General features: G+C 72.3%; 12 protein-coding genes and 1 pseudogene. 1 reads left to right on the forward strand and 12 read right to left on the reverse strand.

Going from position 1 to position 19,195, the window contains the following annotated elements; all coding sequences use genetic code 11:
- Positions 1 to 9 precede the first annotated feature (9 nt).
- The 11 genes and pseudogenes from Cs7R123_RS24405 to Cs7R123_RS24450 form a co-directional block, all read right to left on the reverse strand.
- Positions 10 to 1,965: a hypothetical protein gene (locus Cs7R123_RS24405; protein ID WP_212830049.1), complete on the reverse strand. Its 1,956-nt coding sequence runs from the start codon at positions 1,963 to 1,965 to the stop codon at positions 10 to 12.
- Positions 1,962 to 3,098, reverse strand: coding sequence for a VWA domain-containing protein (locus Cs7R123_RS24410; RefSeq protein ID WP_244872106.1), 1,137 nt, complete (start codon positions 3,096 to 3,098; stop codon positions 1,962 to 1,964). Before Cs7R123_RS24410 ends, Cs7R123_RS24405 begins: the two co-directional genes overlap by 4 nt.
- Positions 3,095 to 5,353 (reverse strand): DUF5682 family protein, encoded by a 2,259-nt coding sequence (locus tag Cs7R123_RS24415; RefSeq protein WP_212830050.1) that lies wholly within the window; start codon positions 5,351 to 5,353, stop codon positions 3,095 to 3,097. The genes Cs7R123_RS24410 and Cs7R123_RS24415 overlap by 4 nt, the downstream gene beginning before the upstream one ends.
- Before the next feature lie 3 nt (positions 5,354 to 5,356).
- Positions 5,357 to 6,442, reverse strand: coding sequence for an AAA family ATPase (locus tag Cs7R123_RS24420; protein WP_212830051.1), 1,086 nt, complete (start codon positions 6,440 to 6,442; stop codon positions 5,357 to 5,359).
- Positions 6,439 to 9,870 carry a DUF4132 domain-containing protein gene (locus tag Cs7R123_RS24425; RefSeq protein ID WP_244872107.1) on the reverse strand — a complete coding sequence of 1,144 codons (3,432 nt, stop codon included), beginning with the start codon at positions 9,868 to 9,870 and terminating at the stop codon, positions 6,439 to 6,441. The genes Cs7R123_RS24420 and Cs7R123_RS24425 overlap by 4 nt, the downstream gene beginning before the upstream one ends.
- Before the next feature lie 225 nt (positions 9,871 to 10,095).
- Positions 10,096 to 10,653, reverse strand: a complete 558-nt coding sequence (locus Cs7R123_RS24430) for an ATP/GTP-binding protein (RefSeq protein WP_212834445.1) — start codon at positions 10,651 to 10,653, stop codon at positions 10,096 to 10,098.
- Between the two features lie 726 nt (positions 10,654 to 11,379).
- Positions 11,380 to 12,738 (reverse strand): annotated as a pseudogene (locus Cs7R123_RS40835) (SAV_2336 N-terminal domain-related protein); the annotation flags it as partial.
- A gap of 4 nt (positions 12,739 to 12,742) precedes the next feature.
- Positions 12,743 to 13,732: a MoxR family ATPase gene (locus Cs7R123_RS24435; protein ID WP_244872108.1), complete on the reverse strand. Its 990-nt coding sequence runs from the start codon at positions 13,730 to 13,732 to the stop codon at positions 12,743 to 12,745.
- Positions 13,729 to 15,561: a trypsin-like peptidase domain-containing protein gene (locus Cs7R123_RS24440; protein WP_212830052.1), complete on the reverse strand. Its 1,833-nt coding sequence runs from the start codon at positions 15,559 to 15,561 to the stop codon at positions 13,729 to 13,731. The genes Cs7R123_RS24435 and Cs7R123_RS24440 overlap by 4 nt, the downstream gene beginning before the upstream one ends.
- 13 nt (positions 15,562 to 15,574) lie before the next feature.
- Positions 15,575 to 15,877, reverse strand: coding sequence for a CU044_2847 family protein (locus Cs7R123_RS24445; protein ID WP_212830053.1), 303 nt, complete (start codon positions 15,875 to 15,877; stop codon positions 15,575 to 15,577).
- Positions 15,878 to 16,230: 353 nt separating this feature from the next.
- Complete coding sequence (locus Cs7R123_RS24450; protein ID WP_212830054.1) at positions 16,231 to 17,007, reverse strand: hypothetical protein; 777 nt, start codon at positions 17,005 to 17,007, stop codon at positions 16,231 to 16,233.
- A 212-nt stretch (positions 17,008 to 17,219) separates the two neighbouring features.
- Here Cs7R123_RS24450 and Cs7R123_RS24455 point away from each other — a divergent pair, with 212 nt between their 5' ends.
- On the forward strand, positions 17,220 to 18,002 hold the full coding sequence (locus Cs7R123_RS24455) for a hypothetical protein (protein WP_212830055.1): 783 nt from the start codon (positions 17,220 to 17,222) through the stop codon (positions 18,000 to 18,002).
- Here Cs7R123_RS24455 and Cs7R123_RS24460 read toward each other — a convergent pair.
- Positions 17,965 to 19,149, reverse strand: a complete 1,185-nt coding sequence (locus Cs7R123_RS24460; protein WP_212830056.1) for an NAD(P)/FAD-dependent oxidoreductase — start codon at positions 19,147 to 19,149, stop codon at positions 17,965 to 17,967. The two genes, Cs7R123_RS24455 and Cs7R123_RS24460, sit on opposite strands and share 38 nt — an antisense overlap.
- Positions 19,150 to 19,195 lie beyond the last annotated feature (46 nt).

Consider the following 19,195-nt stretch of genomic DNA (forward strand, 5'->3'; position numbering starts at 1 on the left):
CGGTCGCGGTCAGTACAGGTCCAGAGCGAGCTCCGTCCGCAGGTAGGCGTCCACCCACGACCGCTGTGACGCCTCTTCGTCGTCACCCGGCGCGGTGCTGAACGCGGTGAGGGCCTCGGCCGTACGGTGCAGGCCGAGCGCGGACAGGGCGCGGGCCGTCTCCTCGAGGCGGATGCGGTAGCTCGGCGGCAGGTGCCGCAGCCCTCGGTGCGGTGCCTCGGCCAGCAGCGTCCGGGCCCGCCCCAGCGCGTCGGCCAGCAGCTCACCCGGTCCGTCGGTCGCGAGTTCGACATTCGCGGCGGCCTGCGGCGGCAGCAGGTCAGGCACGATCAGCTGGTCGGCGGCCGCGACGCCGATCGGTTCGAGCAGGATGGTCCCGGCGCTGCGGCGGACCACGCCGCTGATGTGCCGCACCGGCCCGTACTGGCCGGTCAGAGCGGCGGCCAGGCTGTCCAGGCGGCCGGGCGCGGCCGCACTGTGGGTCGCGGTGACCGTGGCGGTGTTGCCGGAGCAGTCGGTGAGCTGGGCGTCGAGCCGCTGGTCGCCGGGGGCGTAGCGGACCGACGCCACCTCGGCGACGGCGAGCACCCGGACCAGTTCGGCTTCGATCCGGGGCCGGATCGGCCGGGGCGGCAGCTGGTCCAGTTCGGCGGCCAGCGCCGCGTAGTCGGCGGCGACCAGGGCGGACGGCAGCTCGTCCCAGCCGCCCCGGGACGGGCTGACCGTGGTCTTGGCGACGCGGGCTGCGGCCAGGCGCACCGCTCGGCTGGCGCTGCGTACGGCCGATTCGGTGACGAGGTTGCCGGCGGCGAGCGCCCCGAGCGAGGTCCGGTCGACCCGCTTGCGGGCCAGAGCCGGGCCGTCGTCGTCACCGTCCCACTGGCGGCGCAGCACCAGGACCGTGGCGGTGTCGGCGTGGGCGAGGTACACCTCTGCCACCCGCTGCTCGCCGACCGCACGGACGCGGCAGCCGAGGCTGTCGAGCCGGGCCCGGCGCAGCGGGGTCTCGGCGGCTTCCGCCGTGCCGAGGATGCTGCTGCGCAGCACGGCGTCGGGCCGGGCTGCGGCGCGATGGCGCGCGTGCAGCTCGGCCAGGCAGGCGGCCAGCTGTTCGGGCTGGTAGCGCGCGCTGCGGTCCCGGTACGCGGTGAGCTGCTCGGCGACCTCGTCCAGGGCGAGCAGCGGCCAGCGCAGTCCTGCCTCGTCGAGGCGGCGGCGCTCGTCGGCGAGCGCGGCGTCCAGTCCGGAGCCGAGGTTGACGGCGCCGGCCTGGAGCACGGCCGCCGCGGTCACGAGCGCTCGTTCGAGCCCGCTCCCGGTGCCGTCGGTGACACGCCCGCCGACGTCCAGGCGCACCTCGGTGAGGTCGGGGTGTTCGGTGTCGGCGGCCCGGAACGCCCACACGGCCAGGGCGATGATGTCGTCGCGGCTGCCCGCGGCAGCGTCGGTGTGGACGAACCCGAGGTCGGCGGGCACCAGGAAGCGCACGGTCGCGGTGGGCAGCTCGACCTGCGGCACCGGGTCGGCGGCGGTGGCGCGGCGGATCCGGGCGGTGTATCCGGCGTGGTGGGCGCGCCGGGCCGCGGCCAGCTGCCGGGGGCCGACGCGGGCGGCGAGCTGTTCGTCGGTGATCTGGCCGGGCGACCAGGCCGCGAACGCCTCCGGTGCCGGACCGGCCGGGGCGTCGGCGGTGCCGGTCGCGGCCGTGAGCTGGTACGCCAGGACGAGCCCGACGAGGTGCCGACAGGTGCCCGCCGCACCGCAGGTGCAGCGGCCGCCGTCGAGGCCGCCCGGGGGCAGCTCGGCCGCCGTGCCGTCGGCAAACCGGCCGCGCACGGTGCCGTCGGCTTCCTCGCGCACCTCGGGCGCGGCGGTGTCGAGGTCCTTGGCGGCGCGTTTGACCAGGCCGCGGTTGGTGAGCGCGGCCAGCGCGTCGGCGCTGAGGGCGAGCAGGTCGGGTCTCATCGGCCGATGTGCTCCGCGACGAAGTCGGCCAGCTGGCCCGGTGTCATCGCGCCGACGTGCGCGCCGACGTCGGCCAGCCGCTGCGCCAGGCCACGGTCGTAGGAGGGGTTGGCCTGCGAGTCCAGTGCGGCCAGGCACAGCACCTTGGTGCCCTGCTCGACCAGCCCGGCCACGGTGCGGACCAGGAGGCCGGGGTCGCCGCCCTCGTAGAAGTCGGAGATCAGCACGACGATGGCGCGGCGGGGGGCGTCGACGAGCCCGGCACCGTACGCGGTGGCACGGCCGATGTCGGTGCCGCCGCCGAGCTGGACCTTCATCAGCAGCTCGACGGGGTCGTCGACGTCGGCGGTGAGGTCGACGACGCTGGTGTCGAAGGCGACCAGGTGGGTGCGTACGCCGGGCAGGCCCCACAGGCAGGCCGCGGTCACCGCGGAGTGGATCACCGAGTCGACCATCGAACCGGACTGGTCGACGAGCATGATGACCTGCCACGGCTGAAGGTGCCGCCGGGTGCGCGTGAAGAAGTACGGCGTCTCGATGACGATCTTGCCGGTGTCCGGCTGGTAGCGCCCGAGGTTGGCGCGCATGGTGCGGGTCATGTCGAAGTTGCGGGCCTGGCGCAGGCGGCTCGGACGGCGGGTCCGGGTGCCCGCGAACGCGGCGCGCACCTCCGTGGACAGCTTGTCCACCAGCTGCCGCACCACCGCCTCGACGATGCGCCGAGCCTGGCGCAGCACCTGCGGGTTCATCAGGTGCTTGGTCTGCAGCACGGCCCGCAGCAGCGCCGGGTTCGGCTCGATGCGCTCCAGCACGGCGGGGTCGGTGACCACATCGTGGATCTGGTACTTCTCGACGGCGTCGCGGTGCAGCCGCTCGACGGTCTCCTTCGGAAACAGTTCGGCGATGTCGTCGAGCCAGTCGACGGTGGTCAGCGCCGACGGGCCGTGGCCGCCCTCGCGCGGGCCGTCGGCGCGCACGCCGCGGTGGCGCAGGTCCTCGTCGCGGCCGTACAGCCAGTCCAGGGCCGCGTCGCGGGCGGCGGTGTCGGGGTCCATCGGCTGGCCGCCCAGGCAGGCGGCACCGGCGCTGCCGAGCAGCAGCCGCCACCGTTGCAGGGTGGGGTCGGTCGTCACTGGATCAGTCCTTCCCGGCGCAGCGCCCCGTCGACGCGTTCGTCCAAGGCCATGCCCGCCGCGACCAGGGCAGGATCGGCGTCGAGCCGCAGCAGGTCCCAGCCGGTCGCGGTGGCCGACCGGGCCGCCACGACCCGGGTCGCGAGCTGGTGGCGCTCGCGCGGCGGGAACCAGCCGAAGGCCTGCCGCAGTGCGGGCAGCGCCACCAGGAAGTCGTCGTGGGTCAGCGCGCCGACCAGCTCGTCGAGCAGTTCGACCATGCCGCCGGTGTGCAACACCTCCTCGCGGGCCAGCGCGAACAGCCCGGCGAGCCAGTCGCCCGCGGTCGCGGGGGTGAACGCGCCCCGCAGCGACCGGTCGGGGTCGGTGGCGGTGCCCCGCAGCGACCAGCCCAGCCCGAACGCCGCACCGCGCAGGTCGGGTGGGGCGTCGCGGTCGGCGGCGATCCGGTCGGCGACGCCGAGCGCGGCCGCGACGTCGAGCCCGAGCGCGGCCGCGGCATGGCGTAGGGCGTCGCGTACCCCGGCCACGGCCTGGATGCGCCCGCGGTCGGCGGGGGCCGCGCCGCCGCGTACGCCCTCGGCCAGCCACAGCGCCCGCCGCACCGCGGCGGTGACGACGGTGCCCAGGGTGGCGCTGCCCGCGGTGTCGAACAGGGTGTCGTGGCGCCACATCGCCAGCACCACGGTCAGCCCGTGGCCCAGCGCGCCGAGGTCGACCGCGGCGGTGACGGCGTCGTGCAGCCGGTCCAGCATCGGGCCGGTCGCCTCCACGGCACCGCACAGCGCCGCGTCGAACAGCAGCCCGGCCAGGGCGTCCATGTCGCCGTCCGCGGTCGCGGTGCGTTCGGCGATGACGGCGGCGGCCGCCTCCAGCGGATCGGTGCCGTAGCTGCCGGCCTCGATCAGCGCGGGCAGCCGGTCGGCGGCCGCGTCCAGCAGCCACCGCTCGGCGAGCACCGGCGCCCGGCCGGCGGCGGGCCCGCTCGCGCGTTCGAACCCGGGGATGGCGAGCAGCCGCAGCCGGTGCAGCAGGCGGCTGCGCAGCCGGTCGGTGTCGGCGGTCAGGTCGAGCCGGACGTCGCCGGTGCCGTCCAGGCCGTGCTCGCCCAGCTGCCGGTCGACGGCGTGCACCAGCGGCGGCAGCGGCGTGTCGGGGTGCAGGCTGCCGGACCGGTCGCCGCTGAGGGCGGCGACCATCTCCACGACGACGGGATGGGTGCCCGCCCTCAGCGGTCCCCGGGTGGCCCACGGCAGCGGCACGTCGACGGCCTCGCCGATCAGCGCGGTGGCCAGGCCGTCGAGAACGTCGGTGCGGGCGGGAGCGGGGTGGCCGCGCAGCATCGCCAGGGCGTCGGCGGTGGCGCGGGCGGCGATCAGATCGGCGGTGGACACCGGCTGGCGGCGGCCCCGCAGCCGCGCGGTCACCGCCTCGGTCAGCCGCCGGGCGGCCTCGTCTGGCCCGTGGTCCCACAGGTGCTGGTAGTAGGCCGGGGACGGCATCCCGGACTGGTAGCCGTCGAAGGCGTCCAGGCGCCGGAACGAGTACGGCACCAGGTAGCTCGCGACGACCGCGTCACCGGGCGGCTCGGGCTGCGCCGGCCAGTCGCGGTCGCCCTGCTGCACCAGCCGGATCAGTGCGGGGCGGTGGAACCCGCCGGTCACCACGACGACGGGCCGCTTGTCGGCATCGGCCGCCGCTGCCCGCACCCAGTGCGCCATGTACCGCTCCCGGGCCGTGTCGCCCGGCCCGGTCTCGGTGTCGCCGCGGACCAGGTCGAAGTAGGCCGCCAGCCGGTCGGCGAGCCCGTCGGCGGGTGCGATCTCGAACAGGTGGTCCCACAGCGTGTCGATGTTGTCGACGGCGAACTCGCGGCACAGCCGCTCGGTCGCGGCGCTGTAGCGGGCCTCGGCGTCGGCGTACCGGTTGTGCAGACCGGACAGGGCCGGATGCCAGGCGGGCAGGTCGATGAAACGCGCCTGGGCGCCGGTGGCGCGGGCGGCGGTCAGGGCCGTCCATTCCGGGGAGTACGCGCACAGCGGCGCCCACGACCCGTGGCTGCGCTGCCCGTCCCGGTAGCCGGTGTACACGGCGACGGGCAGTTCATGGCCCAGCAGCAGCTCGTCCAGCCGCGGGTTCATGTCGGCGGGGCCTTCGACCAGCACGTACGCGGGGCGCAGGGCGGTGATGGTGTCGGCGACCAGCCGGGCGCACGCGGGGCTGTGGTGGCGTACGCCCAGGAACGTGACGGTCACGGGTCAGCCCGGCAGCAGGTGGCGGGCCTCGTACAGGGCCTGCCACTGGTCGCCGCGCCGTCCGTGGGCCTGCTGCTCCAGGTATCGGCGCAGCTTCGCCAGGTCGTCCGGGCTGTCCTTGGCGGCGGTGCCCGCCAGGCAGGACACCAGGTCGGCGGCGGTGCCGGGCTCCCGGCGCAGGAACCAGCCTCGCAGCCCGACGGCGTGCGCCACCGACACCGCCTCGGCGGTGCTCATCACCCCCGACAGCTTGTCGGCGGCGTCACCGCGCACGTTGTGCCCGTCGCGCAGCTCCCGGAACGCGGTGACCAGCACCTCCAGCACGTCGCGGCGCGGCGGCGCGGTGACGCCGGAACGGGCCAGCAGCGCCGCGGCCTCGGTCTCGACCAGGCGCAGCTCGGTGTCGAAGTCGGCGATCGGGAACACGGTCTCGAAGTTGAAGCGCCGCTTGAGCGCGGCGCTCATCTCGTTGACACCCCGGTCACGGGTGTTAGCGGTGGCGATGACGCTGAACCCTTCGCGGGCGAACACCATCGACTGCGGGCCGGTCAGCTCGGGCACGGTCAGCACCCGGTCCGACAGCGGAGACAGCAGGCAGTCCTGCACCTCCAGCGGACAGCGGGTGATCTCCTCGAACCGGACCACCCTGCCCTCGGCCATACCGCGCAGCAGCGGCGCGGGCACCAGCGAGCGGGCCGACGGGCCTTCGGCGACCAGCAGCGCGTAGTTCCACGAGTATTTGATCTGGTCCTCGGTGGTGGCCGCGCCGCCCTGGATGGTCAGGGTCGAGGTGCCGCTGACCGCGGCGGCCAGCAGCTCCGACAGCAGCGACTTGGCGGTGCCGGGCTCGCCGACGAGCATCAGGCCGCGGCTGGTCGCCAGGGTCACCAGGGCCCGGTCGATCAGCGACGGGTCGCCGACGAACTTGCGGCTGACGCCGAGCCGGTCGTCGCCGATGACGAAGGCGCGGGCGGCCCGCAGGCTCAGCGCCCAGCCCGGCGGTCGGTCGCCGTCGTCGGTCTCGCGCAGGCGGTCCAGCTCGTCGGCGTAGCGGTCCTCAGCCGGGGGCCGCTGGAGCTGCTCGTTCACCGGGTGATCTCCTCAAGGTCGCGCAGGAGCTCCGATGCGGTGACCGGGTCCAGCACGTCGAAGGTGGTCGTGCTGCGCTCGGCCCACCACCGGGTGTCGCCGGGGCTGTGGATCCAGACCCGGGGCAGCTTCTGCTCCGGGAACATGTCGATGACGCCGATGGCGATGCCGGGATCCAGCTCGACCATCACGGTCCGGTTGCCGGGCACGTCGCGCTCCATCCAGCCCTGGTGGCCCGCGTCCTGCGGGGCGCCCCGCCGCCAGCCGCGCCGCTCCAGCCCGACCACCCGCCCGGTCGGGATCGTCACCTCACCGAACCTGGTGAGCACGGTGGCGGCTAGCTCCTGCTCGGACAGCCCATACGTCTCGCGGCCCAGCTGCGGGAACGGCTGCAGAATCTCGTAGTCGGCGAACACCCCGGCCCAGGCCCCCAGCATCCCGCCCAGCTCGGCGGGGTGCGCGACGCCGACGATCGCGTCGTCGGGCAGCACCAGCGTCTCGTCCTCGACGTCGGCGAAGCTGCGGTCCTCGGCCACCCGCAGTGCCCCGACCAGCGTCCCGGACTCGTCGTAGCGGCCCCAGACCAGCCGTCGCACGATGTGCCACAGCAGCGGGTGCCCGACCAGCAGCCGCCCGAACTCCTCGCCGGTCCAGCGGCGCCGCGTCACCATCGCCTGTTCCAGCCGCCGGATGTTGTCGGCGGCCACGGTGCGCACATCCTTCTTCAGCCCGCCGAACCGCTGGTAGGCCGCCGGGGCGAGCTCCGGGTCGTCGGCCGCGCCGGGCTTGGGCAGGTCCTTGCGGCGCTTGCCGTCAGGGTCGGCGACATACGGCTTGAGCTGCTCGTCGAAGCCGACGACGAACTGCCGACGGCCGTAGTCGAGCAGCAGGCTGCCATCGGCGGACAGCCCGAAGTCGGGCACCAGCCGGTCGGCCAGCTGCGCCGCCGACAGGCCGAGCTGCGCCGCGACGTCGCTCATCTTCTGCCGCGCCTTGTCCTTCAGCCCGCTGAACTTCACCTTCTCGGCGATGCCGTGCAGGTGCATCAGCGCCGTGTCCGACCCGATGACGGCCAGCACGTCCAGACCGGTGACGGCACGGCTGTGCCCGCCCTCACCGGGCCAGGTCCGGATCAGCGGCGCGAGCCGGCGCACGGTGTCATCGTCGCCGAACACGCCGAGGGCGTGCATGGCCCAGCTCTCCTTCGCCGGGTAGCCGACCGACTGCCAGCGGCTGAACAGCGACCACGCGAACTCGGCCAGGCTGCGCTGGTCGCAGGCCTGCCGCACCAGCGCGATCCCGGCGTACGGCTCGCCCGGCTTGGACACCGCCAGCATGGTCAGCAGGTGCCGGGCCGCCTGCGGCGACAGCGCGCCCGCCCCACCACGCACCTGCACCGGGGCCAGCAGCACCGGGTCGGCCCACGCGGGCACGACCGGCATCTTCGCCGGAAGGGCGTCCAGCGGATCCGCGGCGAGCAGGTCGTCGATCGCGGCGCGGGCGGCAGGGCCGTAGCCGTCGGCGGCCCCGGTCACCGCGTCGCGGTGGCCCATCGCCGCCAGCGCGGTCAGCGCCTCCTCAGCCTGCCGCCGGGCCGTGCCCGCCTTGCCCAGCGCCTGCGGCACCAGTGCCCGCGCGGCCGCGTCCGGGTGCCGGGACAGCCACGCCTGCGCACTGCCGCGCACCGACTTCAGCCGGGCCAGGACGTCGGCCATGACCGCGGCCACCGGCGCGGACGCGAACGGGACCAGCGCCGGAACCGCCTGCTGCGCGCTGCGCCGGACGGCGTCCAGCCCCATCGGCACCGCCTTGGCCTCGAACCGGGCGATGACACCGCGCAGCCATTCGGAGGCGTCCCACAGGTCGTCGGGGCGCCACCGCTCGATGAGCGGCTCGGCCAGTGCCTGCGGCCCCGACAGGAACAGCGCGATCTGATCCAACCGGTAGGCACGGCCCTGGCCGACCTCGGCGATGTGCGCGGCCACCGTCTCCCAGGACTCACCGCGGCCCGGACTGTAGGACGCGTACCACCCGCTGGTGGTCGCCCAGTTCTCGCGCTCGCCCGGCAGCCAGACCACACTCACCTCGTCGGGGCAGGTCAGGCCTTCGATCACGACTGGCTTGCGGATCTTGCGCGCGCGGGTCCACGGCGGGCTGACCAGCACCGGCGGCAGCGCGTCCGGCGCGGCCACCGCCATCGCGGCGGCAGCTGCGGCGATCGCGGTGATGCGCTGCGCGGCGGCGGCCCCGACCAGCGGAAGCACCTCGTCCACCAGGTCCGGGTGGCCCAGCACGTGTACGCGCAGCAGCTCACCGGCGGTGCTGCCGCCGTGCTCGGCGAGCATCCGCATGGCCCGGCGCGGGTAGCGCGCGGCCGCCTGCTGCAGCACGGGCGGGGTGTACTTGTGCTCGATCCGGTCGAGCAGCGCCGCCATCGCCTCGTCGGTGGGCAGCTCGGACAGCGTCGACAGGACGGCGCGCTGGGCGTCGGCGCCCCAGTCGCCGTCGAACCAGACCCCCAGCAGCGGCACCGCGGCCGACGGCCCCAGCCCGTCCACGGCCGTGGCCAGAATGGCAGGCAGGCCGCCCGGATACCACTGCGGCACGTGCTTGATGATCGATTCGAGCTGAGCCGGAGTACCCACGGAGTGAACCAGCGCGCCGACGAGATAGGTGTTGACCTGCACCGCCTCGACGCAGTCGGCGTCGACCCAGTCGGTCCGCGACGGCACCAGGAACGACACGGCCATGCGCTGGTGTATCCCGAGCTCGCGCGATTCGGTGAGGGCCGCGACAACGGCGGCGTATTCGGCCTCGGACGCGCCGGCCACCGCCGCGCGCACCCGGGCGGCCAGAGCCCCCAGGTCCCCGCCCAGCCACCCCGACGGACGTTGCGCGGCCGCCAGCCGTCTAACCTGCCACGGCCGGTCGCGCGCGATGTAGGAGCTGTCGCCGCACCGCAACGAGTTCAGCTCGCACACGGCCTGCGCCGCGAACACCAGGCCGCGCTGGATCAGCCAGGCGTCGGCGAGGGCGGGCAGGGTCGTGCTCTGCTGGTAGCCGATCCGGCTGGCGATCACCGCGGTCACGGCGGCGGCGCCCAGCGGCACGGCGTCGGCGGCACCGTCGAGATAGGCGGTGGCGGGCTGCTTCAGGTCGCGGTCGGACCCGTCCAGCGCCAGGCACGGAAGCACCCAGTTGCGGTGGAAGTCCAGCGCCTTGGCGGCCACCGCCGTCGCCTCGGGGTCAGGCCGCTTCCTGCTCACCGGCACCCCGCCGCGACGCGGGAGGACGCTGCGCCGCCAGCCCGTCGGCATGGTGAAGGAGTTCTCATCGGCGGTCCCCACGGCATCGCCGGTCCCGCGGACCGTCCCAGCCTGCTCGGCGCCGAGCGTGCCCGTAGCGGTGGCGTCCTCGACGTGGCCCATGCCGCACCTTCCCGCAAGATCCATGGTTGATCGCGAGCAGGCTAATGGGCACGGTGCGATCACGCAGCCCGCCTGCCTGCACCCCATCGGTCCGGGGTGGCGACAAGGTAGCGGGCCCCACCGACAGAACCCGGCCCGGCCACGGTCTGCGCGCATGCACGTGGGCGGCAGTGCCCGGTCCCTACCGTCGAAGACGCGCCCATACCGGGCTGCCCCGGGCCGTGTTCAAGATCTGATGCCCCCAGGATGGCGCGATTCGGCCTTGCCGAGAATTTGCCGCACCAACGTCGTCAGCGCTTCCTTCACCGATGAGCGATCGCGGGCGTCCATCAATACGATCGGCACCTCCGCATCGACGTCCAAGGCCTCTCGAAGATCCGCTGCGCTGTAGGCGCGCGCGCCGTCGAAACAATTGACGCCGAGGACAAAGGGCGTGCCGCTCTGTTCGAGGTAGTCGATGGCGGCGAAGCTGTCGGCCAGCCGCCGGGTGTCTGCCAGCACCAGGGCCCCCGAACTCCCCGTCAGGAGTCCGTCCCAGAGATACCAGAAGCGGTTCGTGCCTGGAGTGCCGAACAGGTAAAGGACAACTCTCGGGGCAAGCGTGACCCGGCCGAAGTCCATTACGACGGTGGAAGTGGTCTTGTATGGAACACCGGTGGTGTCGTCCGTACCGATGCCATGTCTGGTGATCACTTCTTCCGTTCTCAGCGGGGTGACCTCGGACACGGCGTCGATCGCCGTGGTCTTTCCGGAGCCGAATCCACCCACGATCGCCAGCTTCATTCCGACCGGTCGCGATGTTTCAGGCCGACCGTGGAAGGTTCGCTTAGCCCGATTGGGACATATCACGATGTCCTTGGCGAAGCCACTCCGGGTGGGTGGGGTGCGATGGTTGATACGCGCCAGGGCATGGAGCCCGACGAAGACGTCTTCTATGGTCAGATCGTCCGGGGCACCGACCACGCCGTCGTGCAACAGCTGGATCAGGTCGGTCGAAGGATTGGGTCCAGAATTCAATACGTACACGTTGCGTTCGGCGAAGAACACCACGGGCAGCTGGGCGGCGGGATCGTGGTGGATCAGGACGACGGCAGATGCGCTTGTTCCCCGCAGCAGGTCGACCACCTTGCTGAAGGGTTTGATGGACCCGTTCCAGTAGATGAGCAGTACCCCCGTGGTTTCGTACGCCAGGTCATCGATGTGGTCAGAGAACAAGCTGCTTCGCGTGACCATCGCTTCTGCCCGGATGCCGGCGTAGTCGGTGAATGCTTGATAGAGGTCAGGAGTACCGTCGATCAGCAGGATCCGGGAGCTGGGGTGTTGCAGGCTCATGATCGATCCTGCCGGCTCGGATGCGGGCTGCGGCGCGGGCTCGAACCGGTCCTCGGCACCGTCGAGACGTTGCAGCACCTGTTCACGGATTCGCGCGAACGGACGGCTGAGCGGTGACAGCGGAAGGTCGCCGTCAGGGCTGGGAGTGGTGATCGAGCCGCCCGGTGTCCGGGCGTCTATATGGGCCGAGGCCGTGCCGAGTACCTGGATCACCTCGTCCTCGCGCACCGCGCCCAGGAGGACCTCGCGTACGCCAGGAGCGAAGTCGTACATGGCGTCCGAGCCGGTGACCAGGCCGCTGTAAAGCACTTCGGCGAGATGCGCCGGCCCGGATCCCGGCATCATCGTGTCCTGGATCAGCCGCATCAGGGACGGATGCAGCGGAACAGCCGACAGGTAGCCCGCGAGCCGGTAGGCGTCGGCAGAGGCCTCGGCCCTGAAGCGAAGCACTCGATCAACCGGCGACAATCGTGCCGTCGTGTTCGGTGCAAGGACCGCGCTTGCGCCACGGGGTCTGGCGTTGGCGATCGCCGCATCCACGCCACCGTCAGCCGATCCGGCGACGAGGCGAGCCCACCGATTCAACCAGTCGGGACGGAATTCGAGCACGGGAATGGCGCCGGACTCCCGTTTAGGCCTTCGCCATGGATAGTCCCGGCGCTGGATCATCAGCTCGCGGTTGGGCCGGGCGAATCCGCTGGCGCTCAGGTGAACCGCGACCGGCGGCAGGGAGGTGCGCGACCACAGGCGTTCTGGCAGCGGTTGCAGGATCGCCACCGGACCTTGACGGGCCCACTGCCGCAGCGCCCGGTGGATCTGGGGCTGCTCCCACCCGGTGCCCACGCAATCGCTGAACACGAGGACGAGCGTGGGACGTCCCGGACTCGTGAGCCTTCCCCCGTCAGCCGACAGGTGGACCCGCCCCGACGGCTCGACGACCAGCCCATGCCTGGACACCCTGCGGAAGGCCCCGAGTTGACGGAAGACGGCCTCGACCTCAGTGACGGCGCCTGCCCACAGGCTGCTTGCCGGGGTGTGCTCGACGATGAGTGCCAGGTCCAGCGCGCGGTCGGGTCTAGGCGTCACGATCGGGCGCCAGCTGCGACGCTCGGCATACCAGCGCGCGGTCTCCTCCTCGTCGAGCTCGAAACGATCCCGGGACAGCGCCATGCGTTTGAGCGGACGAAGCGCCCGCAGCAGATCCAACGTAGCCGGGCGGCCGCGTACGGACGTCGTCTGCACCCTCCGTGCGGTGACAGCCTCCTCAGGCGGCGTCTCGGCGTGGCTGACAGCCGACTGCTGCTTCTTGGGCGGAGAGGCGTGCAGCGTGACGGGATCCTTGATCGGCATATCAGGTGGCGGTAGCGGCTCCCGGTCCGGTGCCGTGCGGTAGCCGTCTGCCGGACCTGGCTGCTGCACGGGTGCGGCCTCCCGACGTGGAAGGTGGCCGGCCAGCCATAACGCCTCGGCGATCTCCAGAGGATCGAGCGTGGTCTCCGCCTCGGAGAGCACGGCGAGAAGCCGTTCGATCGACATAACGCTAGTCCGACGAGTTCAGCTGCCGCAGGATCAGATCGGCCAGGTGTTGCCGCGCGCCGCGGTTTTCTCCGGCGGCCCTGCTCACCAGGTAGACGGCGTTGAGTAGCTGGTCGGTGGCCATCTCGCCGGTCTTGCGGCGGTCCAGGAAGGTGGCGATGAGGTCCTCGCTCGCATTCGCCTGAGCATCACCCAGGTGTGCCCGCACGATCGCACCGAGCCTGGCGTGATCCGGCGACGGCAGGTCCAGCCGCACGCATCGGCGTAGGAACGCCGACGGGAACTCGCGTTCCTGGTTGCTGGTCATGATGACCAGCGGAAATGCCCGGCATGCCACGTGACCGCCCTTGACCAGGACCTTGGGTCCGAGATCGGCCGGCGCCAGCCACACCTCGGGGGTGGTGTCGGCGATACGGGCCAGTTCGGGAATTTCGTAGTCGCCCTCTTCGAAGATGTTCAGCAGGTCGTTGGGAAAGTCGAAGTCGCTCTTGTCGATCTCGTCGATGAGCAGCACGCGCGGGATGCGGTACGGCGCCAGTGCCGTCCCCAGCGCTCCCAGTCTCAGGTAGCGGCCGAGGTCGGCACCGATGGCGGCGGCGCTGCTGGCGTCCTCGATACGCCCGATCGCGTCATACCGGTAGAGGCCGTCCCGCAGGGTCGATCGGCTCGTGATCGGCCAGCGCAACACGGCGCCCAGGCGCAGCTCATGCGCCACCGCGTATGCCAAGGTCGACTTGCCCACGCCCGGCTCACCGGTCACCAGCAGCGGACGGCGCAGATAGAGTGCCGTGTTGACCAACTCGACCGTGCCGGGGTCGGCCTGGTACGTGGTGGCCAGCGCATTGCGCCGCTGGCCGTGGGAGGACTCGTCGACGCGATCGAACTCCCCCGCAGGACCGCCGGCGAACTCCCGCCACGGCGGCGGTGCGGGCAGCCGCGCGATGCCGTCATGGGGCTCGCCCGTTCCTCGGAAGATCAACCAGTCAGCACTCATGACATCCTCTCCTCGGGACGGACCAGCCGGTCGTGGGGCGGCCGGCGCCCCGGGTCGTCATAGAGCAGCACGAGATCATCGGCGAGCCGGTCGCCGGCCGCGGCATCACTACGCAACTTCCTGACCCGTTCGGGCAGCTCGGTCATGCTCACCCCGGCCAGGGCACCGCGCAGTCGCTCGACGAAGTCCTCACCGGGACATGCCCCACCCGGGCAGTCCGCGCAGTAGCCCCGCCGCCAGATCATCACCGGAACCCCGGCCGGAACTCCGACCTCAAGCGCGGACCTGCCGCCGGACCGCAAGGGGGAGGAGGCGAACGCCAGCGCAGACCGTCGATGGTCGCCCTCCAGCCAGCCCTCGACAGCTTCATGACTGCGATCGTCTGAGCAGGGCACCGACTCGATCCTGGCACCGAGGTCGGCGTGTGCGCCCCGCTCCCAACGCTTCTGCCAGGCGGGGGCGCCGCGCATGTCCTCCAGCCGGGACTGGTCTCGCACGATCACGGCATGCGTGCGGCCCACCGCACTCCAGGGCTTGTCATCCGGCCACAGGTTCCAGGTCTCGACGTCGAGTTCGAGCAGCTGCTGCGGGAGGAACATCTCGACCATGATCTCGGTACAGTCCGGAGCCATGGCGGTCAGCTGGCGGGGCAGCTCGTCGCGGATGAGCCGGATCGCCTGCGGCAAGGTTAGCGGTTCGGTGTCCAGAGGCAGCGGGATGATCGTCGCCTCGTTGAAGTATCGCCAGATCGTCACCGCGAATCTGTCGTGTGCGGCCCCGGTCGGACGCAGGCGCACCATCAGCGACGACGGCTGGGTGAATGCTGCGGCGCCGTTCAGTCGCGCCACGGCGGCCTTGCCCAGCCTGAGTCGGCCGGCGGTCAGCAGCGTCCAGTCGCGAACCGCTTGGCCCTCCCTGCCGGACATGCCTGCGGCCAGGTCGGCCGCATAGCGCAGCACGTAGGGCAGCTCCCCGGCGGAAGGGGCGACCTGCCCGGACAGGTCGGTAACGACATCCGACGCGTCGACCAGGTCGCGTGCGGGCGGTAGGCACTCGCGTCCGGCCGCGCGCATGAATCGGCCCGCGTGATCGCTCGGCACCTCGGTCTCCGCGAGCAGCGCCCGCAACTGCCGCAGCTCGACGGGCAGGATCTCGTGCGGCCTGGTCCGCGTGAGCGCGTCCGCGGCCGTGGACCACTCCCGCTCGACGCCGAAGTATCGGTCCTGCCCGCGAATCAGCCTGCGGTAGAGCTCGGGATCGGCCGATCGCAAAGCCCAGATCGGTATGGCGAGGCCACCGCGATCGGAGTCCTGCTGCCTGCTGACCTTGGTGACCCCGCACACCCCACCGGTCTTCAGGTTCAGCACCGGGCCGCCCGACATACCCGCCGCTATCTCACGGCCGCCGAGCACCAGCATCTCGCCGTCGAAGTCGTACGTGCCGTCGAAGGTCGGCGACGCCGAACTCTGTCTCAGCTCCCCGCCATAGATCTTCGAGAAGCCGACGGCATGCAGCGGCGAGCCGGGCGACGGCAGCCTCTGATCCCACCAGACGCAACGACTGCTCTCAATGTCCGAGGAAGTCTCGATGATGGCCAGATCCGGGTATGGGGCCACGGTCGACGTCCCCAGCGGTGATGCGAAGACGACCTTTCCCTCCCAGGCGGCCGCCCCCTGCCGCAGGGTCACCACACGTTTGCGTCCCACCACGTGCGCGCACGTCACCACGAGCCCCGGTGCCGCGAAGAACCCGCTACCGGTCTGCGTCTCGCCCTTGACCTGCACCAGGCAGCCGCGTAGCGACCGAACGATCACATCGGTCGGCTCCATGCCGTGTCCCGCCTCAGGGCTTTGCCGACCAGCTGGCCGTGACCTTCACCGACGCATCCGCATGCACCCCGACCAGCGCCGCGACGACCCCCTCCTCGGCCAGCGCGAGCTCCAGACCGAACTCGACGGTGAGGTCGTCCGGCCGCAGGCCCTCAAGGCCTTTCTGGACGTTGGACACGACACCGCGCACTGCCTCGGTGAACCCTTCGACGCTCCGTAGCTTCTCGCCGAAACCCACGTCGCTCGGCCCGCTGCTCGTCACCCTCGCCCAGATCTTTTCCCCATCGGGCAGCTGGACCTGAATCAACTCTGTCATCGATCAGGATTGTCGTCGAGGGGCATCGACACAGTCAATTTGGCCACGTTCCCCGGGTAGTTCGTCGCCTCAGCCGGACCTGTCACGGAAGCAGCCGGAGCGGCGGCCGACGCGGCAGTGACGTCAGCCGACTACGAGCTGCCACACCGTCGCGGTGAGCACGACGAGGGTTGCGAGCACCCATCCCCACCACCAGAAACGCACCCGGTTCATGCCGACACTCCGGAAACACATGCGCATGTATGAGGCATGGCACCAACGTCCCGCAGCGTCCTCGCAGTGGTCAATTCCCATCGTGCGGCACGCGGCTCCCGCGGTGCCGAGGCGACCGCGGGAGCCGGTGCGGCGTACGGTCACCCGGCGGCCGGTGCCGCCGGAACCGCAGTCGCCGGCACGGTGGTGCTCGACGCACTGCCCGACGGGACCGGCACCGGCGAGGACGACGGCCCCGGTCCGGTGGTGGGCGACGGGGACGGGCTGGCCGGCGCGGACGGCGACGGGCTCGGCGAGGCCGGCGGCCGCTCGACGTCCTTACAGCCGGCGGCGGCCGCCCGCGCCCGCTGGTCGGCGATCAGCTGCTCGATCAGCTGCGTCTGCAACTTGGCGAGCTCGTACGCGGTCTTGATCCGCTCGTACTCCTCGACGCTCATCGCGCCGTGGTCGTAGGCGTACTGGGCGGCCTCGAAGTAGGCCTTGGCCAGCGCCTCCAGGTCCTTGGTGATGGCCAGCTCGTCGAGCAGGCGGTTCAGTTCGAGCGCGATGTTCACGCAGTCCTTGTTCGCCGGGTTCGCCGCGTTGTTCTGGCAGACGGCCTGCGCGTAGCGGGCGTTGTTGAGCGCCAGCGCCGCCTCGTCCACCGCCTTCTGCGCGTTGCGCAGCTCCTGGGCCGAGGCCGCGCCCCGGCGGTAGGCCTCCAGCACCCGGTTGTACGTGGCCAGGGCCTGGTTGTACCGCAGTTGCGCCTGGTCGACGCGGATCTTCTCCGCCTTGCACACGTCGGGGTTGACCGACACGGCGGGGAACGGGGTGCTCGGCGGGACGGGGTCGGCGGCGGCGATGCCGACGACGAGCATCGCCGCGGTGGTCAGCGCCGCCACCGCAGCGGCGAGGGTGGCGATCCTGGTCCTCATCGGGGTGTCCTCCTGATGTGGGTGGATCCCCCGTGTACGGCCGAGGCGGCCAGCCGCACCGTACCCGCCGCGCGGTCGGTCAGGCATCTTCCAGACTGCGCGACCCGGAAGATTGCAGTCTCGTGAAGAATCGCTCGCGGCCGCGTGTTTCGGGTTAAGAGCGGCAATTCATACCTATAGTCGTCATCCGGCCATACCGGAGGAAGACAGCGATGATCATGCAGTTGCCCGGCCCTCGCGCCCTCGTCCGACGCCTGCTGTGGGCCACGGCGGCGCTGCACGCGGCCAGCATGGCCAGCAACGTCGCCTACCACGGGTTCGGCCTCGGCCGCGGCGACCGGCTCGCTTCGTGGCTGACCGGCTTCTTCAACGTCGATGACCGGCAGAACCTGCCGAGCTGGTTCGCTTCCGGCGTCCTGCTGGCGGCCGCCTGCGTGCTGTGGGAGACCGGCACCGCCGCCGCCGGCGCGGGCGAGACCCGCTACGTACGTCACTGGCGGGTGCTCGGGGTAGCGCTCGCGCTACTGTCGCTGGACAACATGGCCGACGCCCACCAGGTGCTGCGCAGCAGCCACCTGGTCGTGCTCGGCGCCGCGTCGTCGTGGCTGGTCGTGCTCGCCCCGGTGGTGCTCGTGTTCGCCGCCGCGTACGTCGGGTTCCTGCGGCACCTGCCCGCCCGCACCCGCCGACTGGTCATCGCCGCCGGCTGCCTCTACGCCGCGGGCGTCGCCGCGACCGAGGTCTTCGGCGCGCTGACCGGCCTGCACGCGCCCGTCGGCCTGCACGGACAGGCCCTGGCCGGCATCCCGTTCCTCCAGCACCTGGCCGGGGCCTCCGTCGAGGAACTGCTGCAACTGCTCGGCAGCATCACGTTCCTCTACGCCGTCACCGACCGGCTCGCGCAGTACCGCCGCCCCGCCGCCGCGGCACCGGCCCAGGCCCGCAGCGAGCAGGACGTCACCGCCGCCGAGCGTCGGCGGCCTGCGGCCGCGTGACCGGGCGGTGCCGGGTCGGCATGCCGAGCGTGGGGTTGGCCACGCCCCAGGCGGCGCCCTTGCACACCAGTTCCTTGTAGACCGCCGCCGTCCGGCCGGTCAGTGCCGACTCCTTGGCGCGGTCGTCGGCGGTGACGAACTGGATCAGGCCGTCGCGGCGGCCCAGCGAGATGCACTGGTTGAAGTAGCGGATCGGCGTCTCGGGCAGCTTGCCGCCGGTCAGGCGGGCCGCGATCGCGTCGGCGGCCTGCCACGCGGCCGGGGTGCCCGAGGCGCACGACATCCGCAGCGGCTTGCCGCCGGGGCCCGTCGCCATGGCCGCGTCGCCGACGGCGTACACGTCCGGGTGCGACACCGAGCGCATGGTCGCGTCGACCACGATCTGGCCGGTGCCGGTGACCTCCAGCGTGGTGGCCGCCGCGATCGGGTGCACCGCGAATCCGGTGGTCCACACGGTGACCGCCGCCGGGGCGACCCGGCCGTCGGCGATCGCGACCCGGTCGGCCTCGACGCCGGTGACGTCGGCCTGCTCGTACACGGTGATGCCGAGCCGGTCGACGACCTTGCGCAGGTGCGCCCGGCCCTTGGGCGACAGCCAGTCGCCGAGGCCGCCCCGGACGGCCAGGGCCACGTCGAGGTCCGGGCGGGCCTCGGCGATCTCGGTCGCGGCCTCCAGGCCGGTGAGGCCGCCGCCGACGACGGCCACGGGCTGCCCGGCGCCGAGGCGGGCCAGGCGCTCGCGCAGCCGCAGCGCGCCGGGACGGCTGGCGATCTCGTACGCGTGCTCGGCGGTGCCCGGGACGCCCTGGGTGTTCCAGCCGCTGCCCAGGGCGTAGACGAGCGTGTCGTAGCCCAGTTCGGTGGTGCCGCCGGCGCCGGTGACGGCGACGGTCCGGCGGTCGGCGTCGACGGCGGCGACCTCGGCCAGCCGCACCTCGACGCCGGTGCCCGCGAACATCTCGCGCAGCGGCCGGGGCTTGAGGTCCTGGCCGACGGCGAGCTGGTGCATCCGGACGCGCTCGACGAAGTCGGGCTCGGCGTTGACGAGGGTGATGGCGACGTCCTGGCGGCGCAGCCGCTTGGCGAGGCGGCCGGCGGCGATGGCACCGGTGTATCCGGCGCCGAGGACGACGATGCGGTGCTGCATTTCCTGCTCCTGTCTACGCGGGTTCGCCTCTTGAACCGGGCGGCCC

The organism is Catellatospora sp. TT07R-123, from assembly GCF_018327705.1.
Lineage (GTDB): Bacteria > Actinomycetota > Actinomycetes > Mycobacteriales > Micromonosporaceae > Catellatospora.

Coding starts and splice junctions, on each gene's coding strand:
- Cs7R123_RS24435 (WP_244872108.1), bottom strand. CDS start 13,732: ATGAGTGCTGACTGGTTGATCTTCCGAGGAACGGGCGAGCCCCATGAC.
- Cs7R123_RS24440 (WP_212830052.1), bottom strand. CDS start 15,561: ATGGAGCCGACCGATGTGATCGTTCGGTCGCTACGCGGCTGCCTGGTG.
- Cs7R123_RS24450 (WP_212830054.1), bottom strand. CDS start 17,007: ATGAGGACCAGGATCGCCACCCTCGCCGCTGCGGTGGCGGCGCTGACC.
- Cs7R123_RS24425 (WP_244872107.1), bottom strand. CDS start 9,870: ATGGGCCACGTCGAGGACGCCACCGCTACGGGCACGCTCGGCGCCGAG.
- Cs7R123_RS24430 (WP_212834445.1), bottom strand. CDS start 10,653: ATGAAGCTGGCGATCGTGGGTGGATTCGGCTCCGGAAAGACCACGGCG.
- Cs7R123_RS24455 (WP_212830055.1), top strand. CDS start 17,220: ATGATCATGCAGTTGCCCGGCCCTCGCGCCCTCGTCCGACGCCTGCTG.
- Cs7R123_RS24445 (WP_212830053.1), bottom strand. CDS start 15,877: ATGACAGAGTTGATTCAGGTCCAGCTGCCCGATGGGGAAAAGATCTGG.
- Cs7R123_RS24405 (WP_212830049.1), bottom strand. CDS start 1,965: ATGAGACCCGACCTGCTCGCCCTCAGCGCCGACGCGCTGGCCGCGCTC.
- Cs7R123_RS24460 (WP_212830056.1), bottom strand. CDS start 19,149: ATGCAGCACCGCATCGTCGTCCTCGGCGCCGGATACACCGGTGCCATC.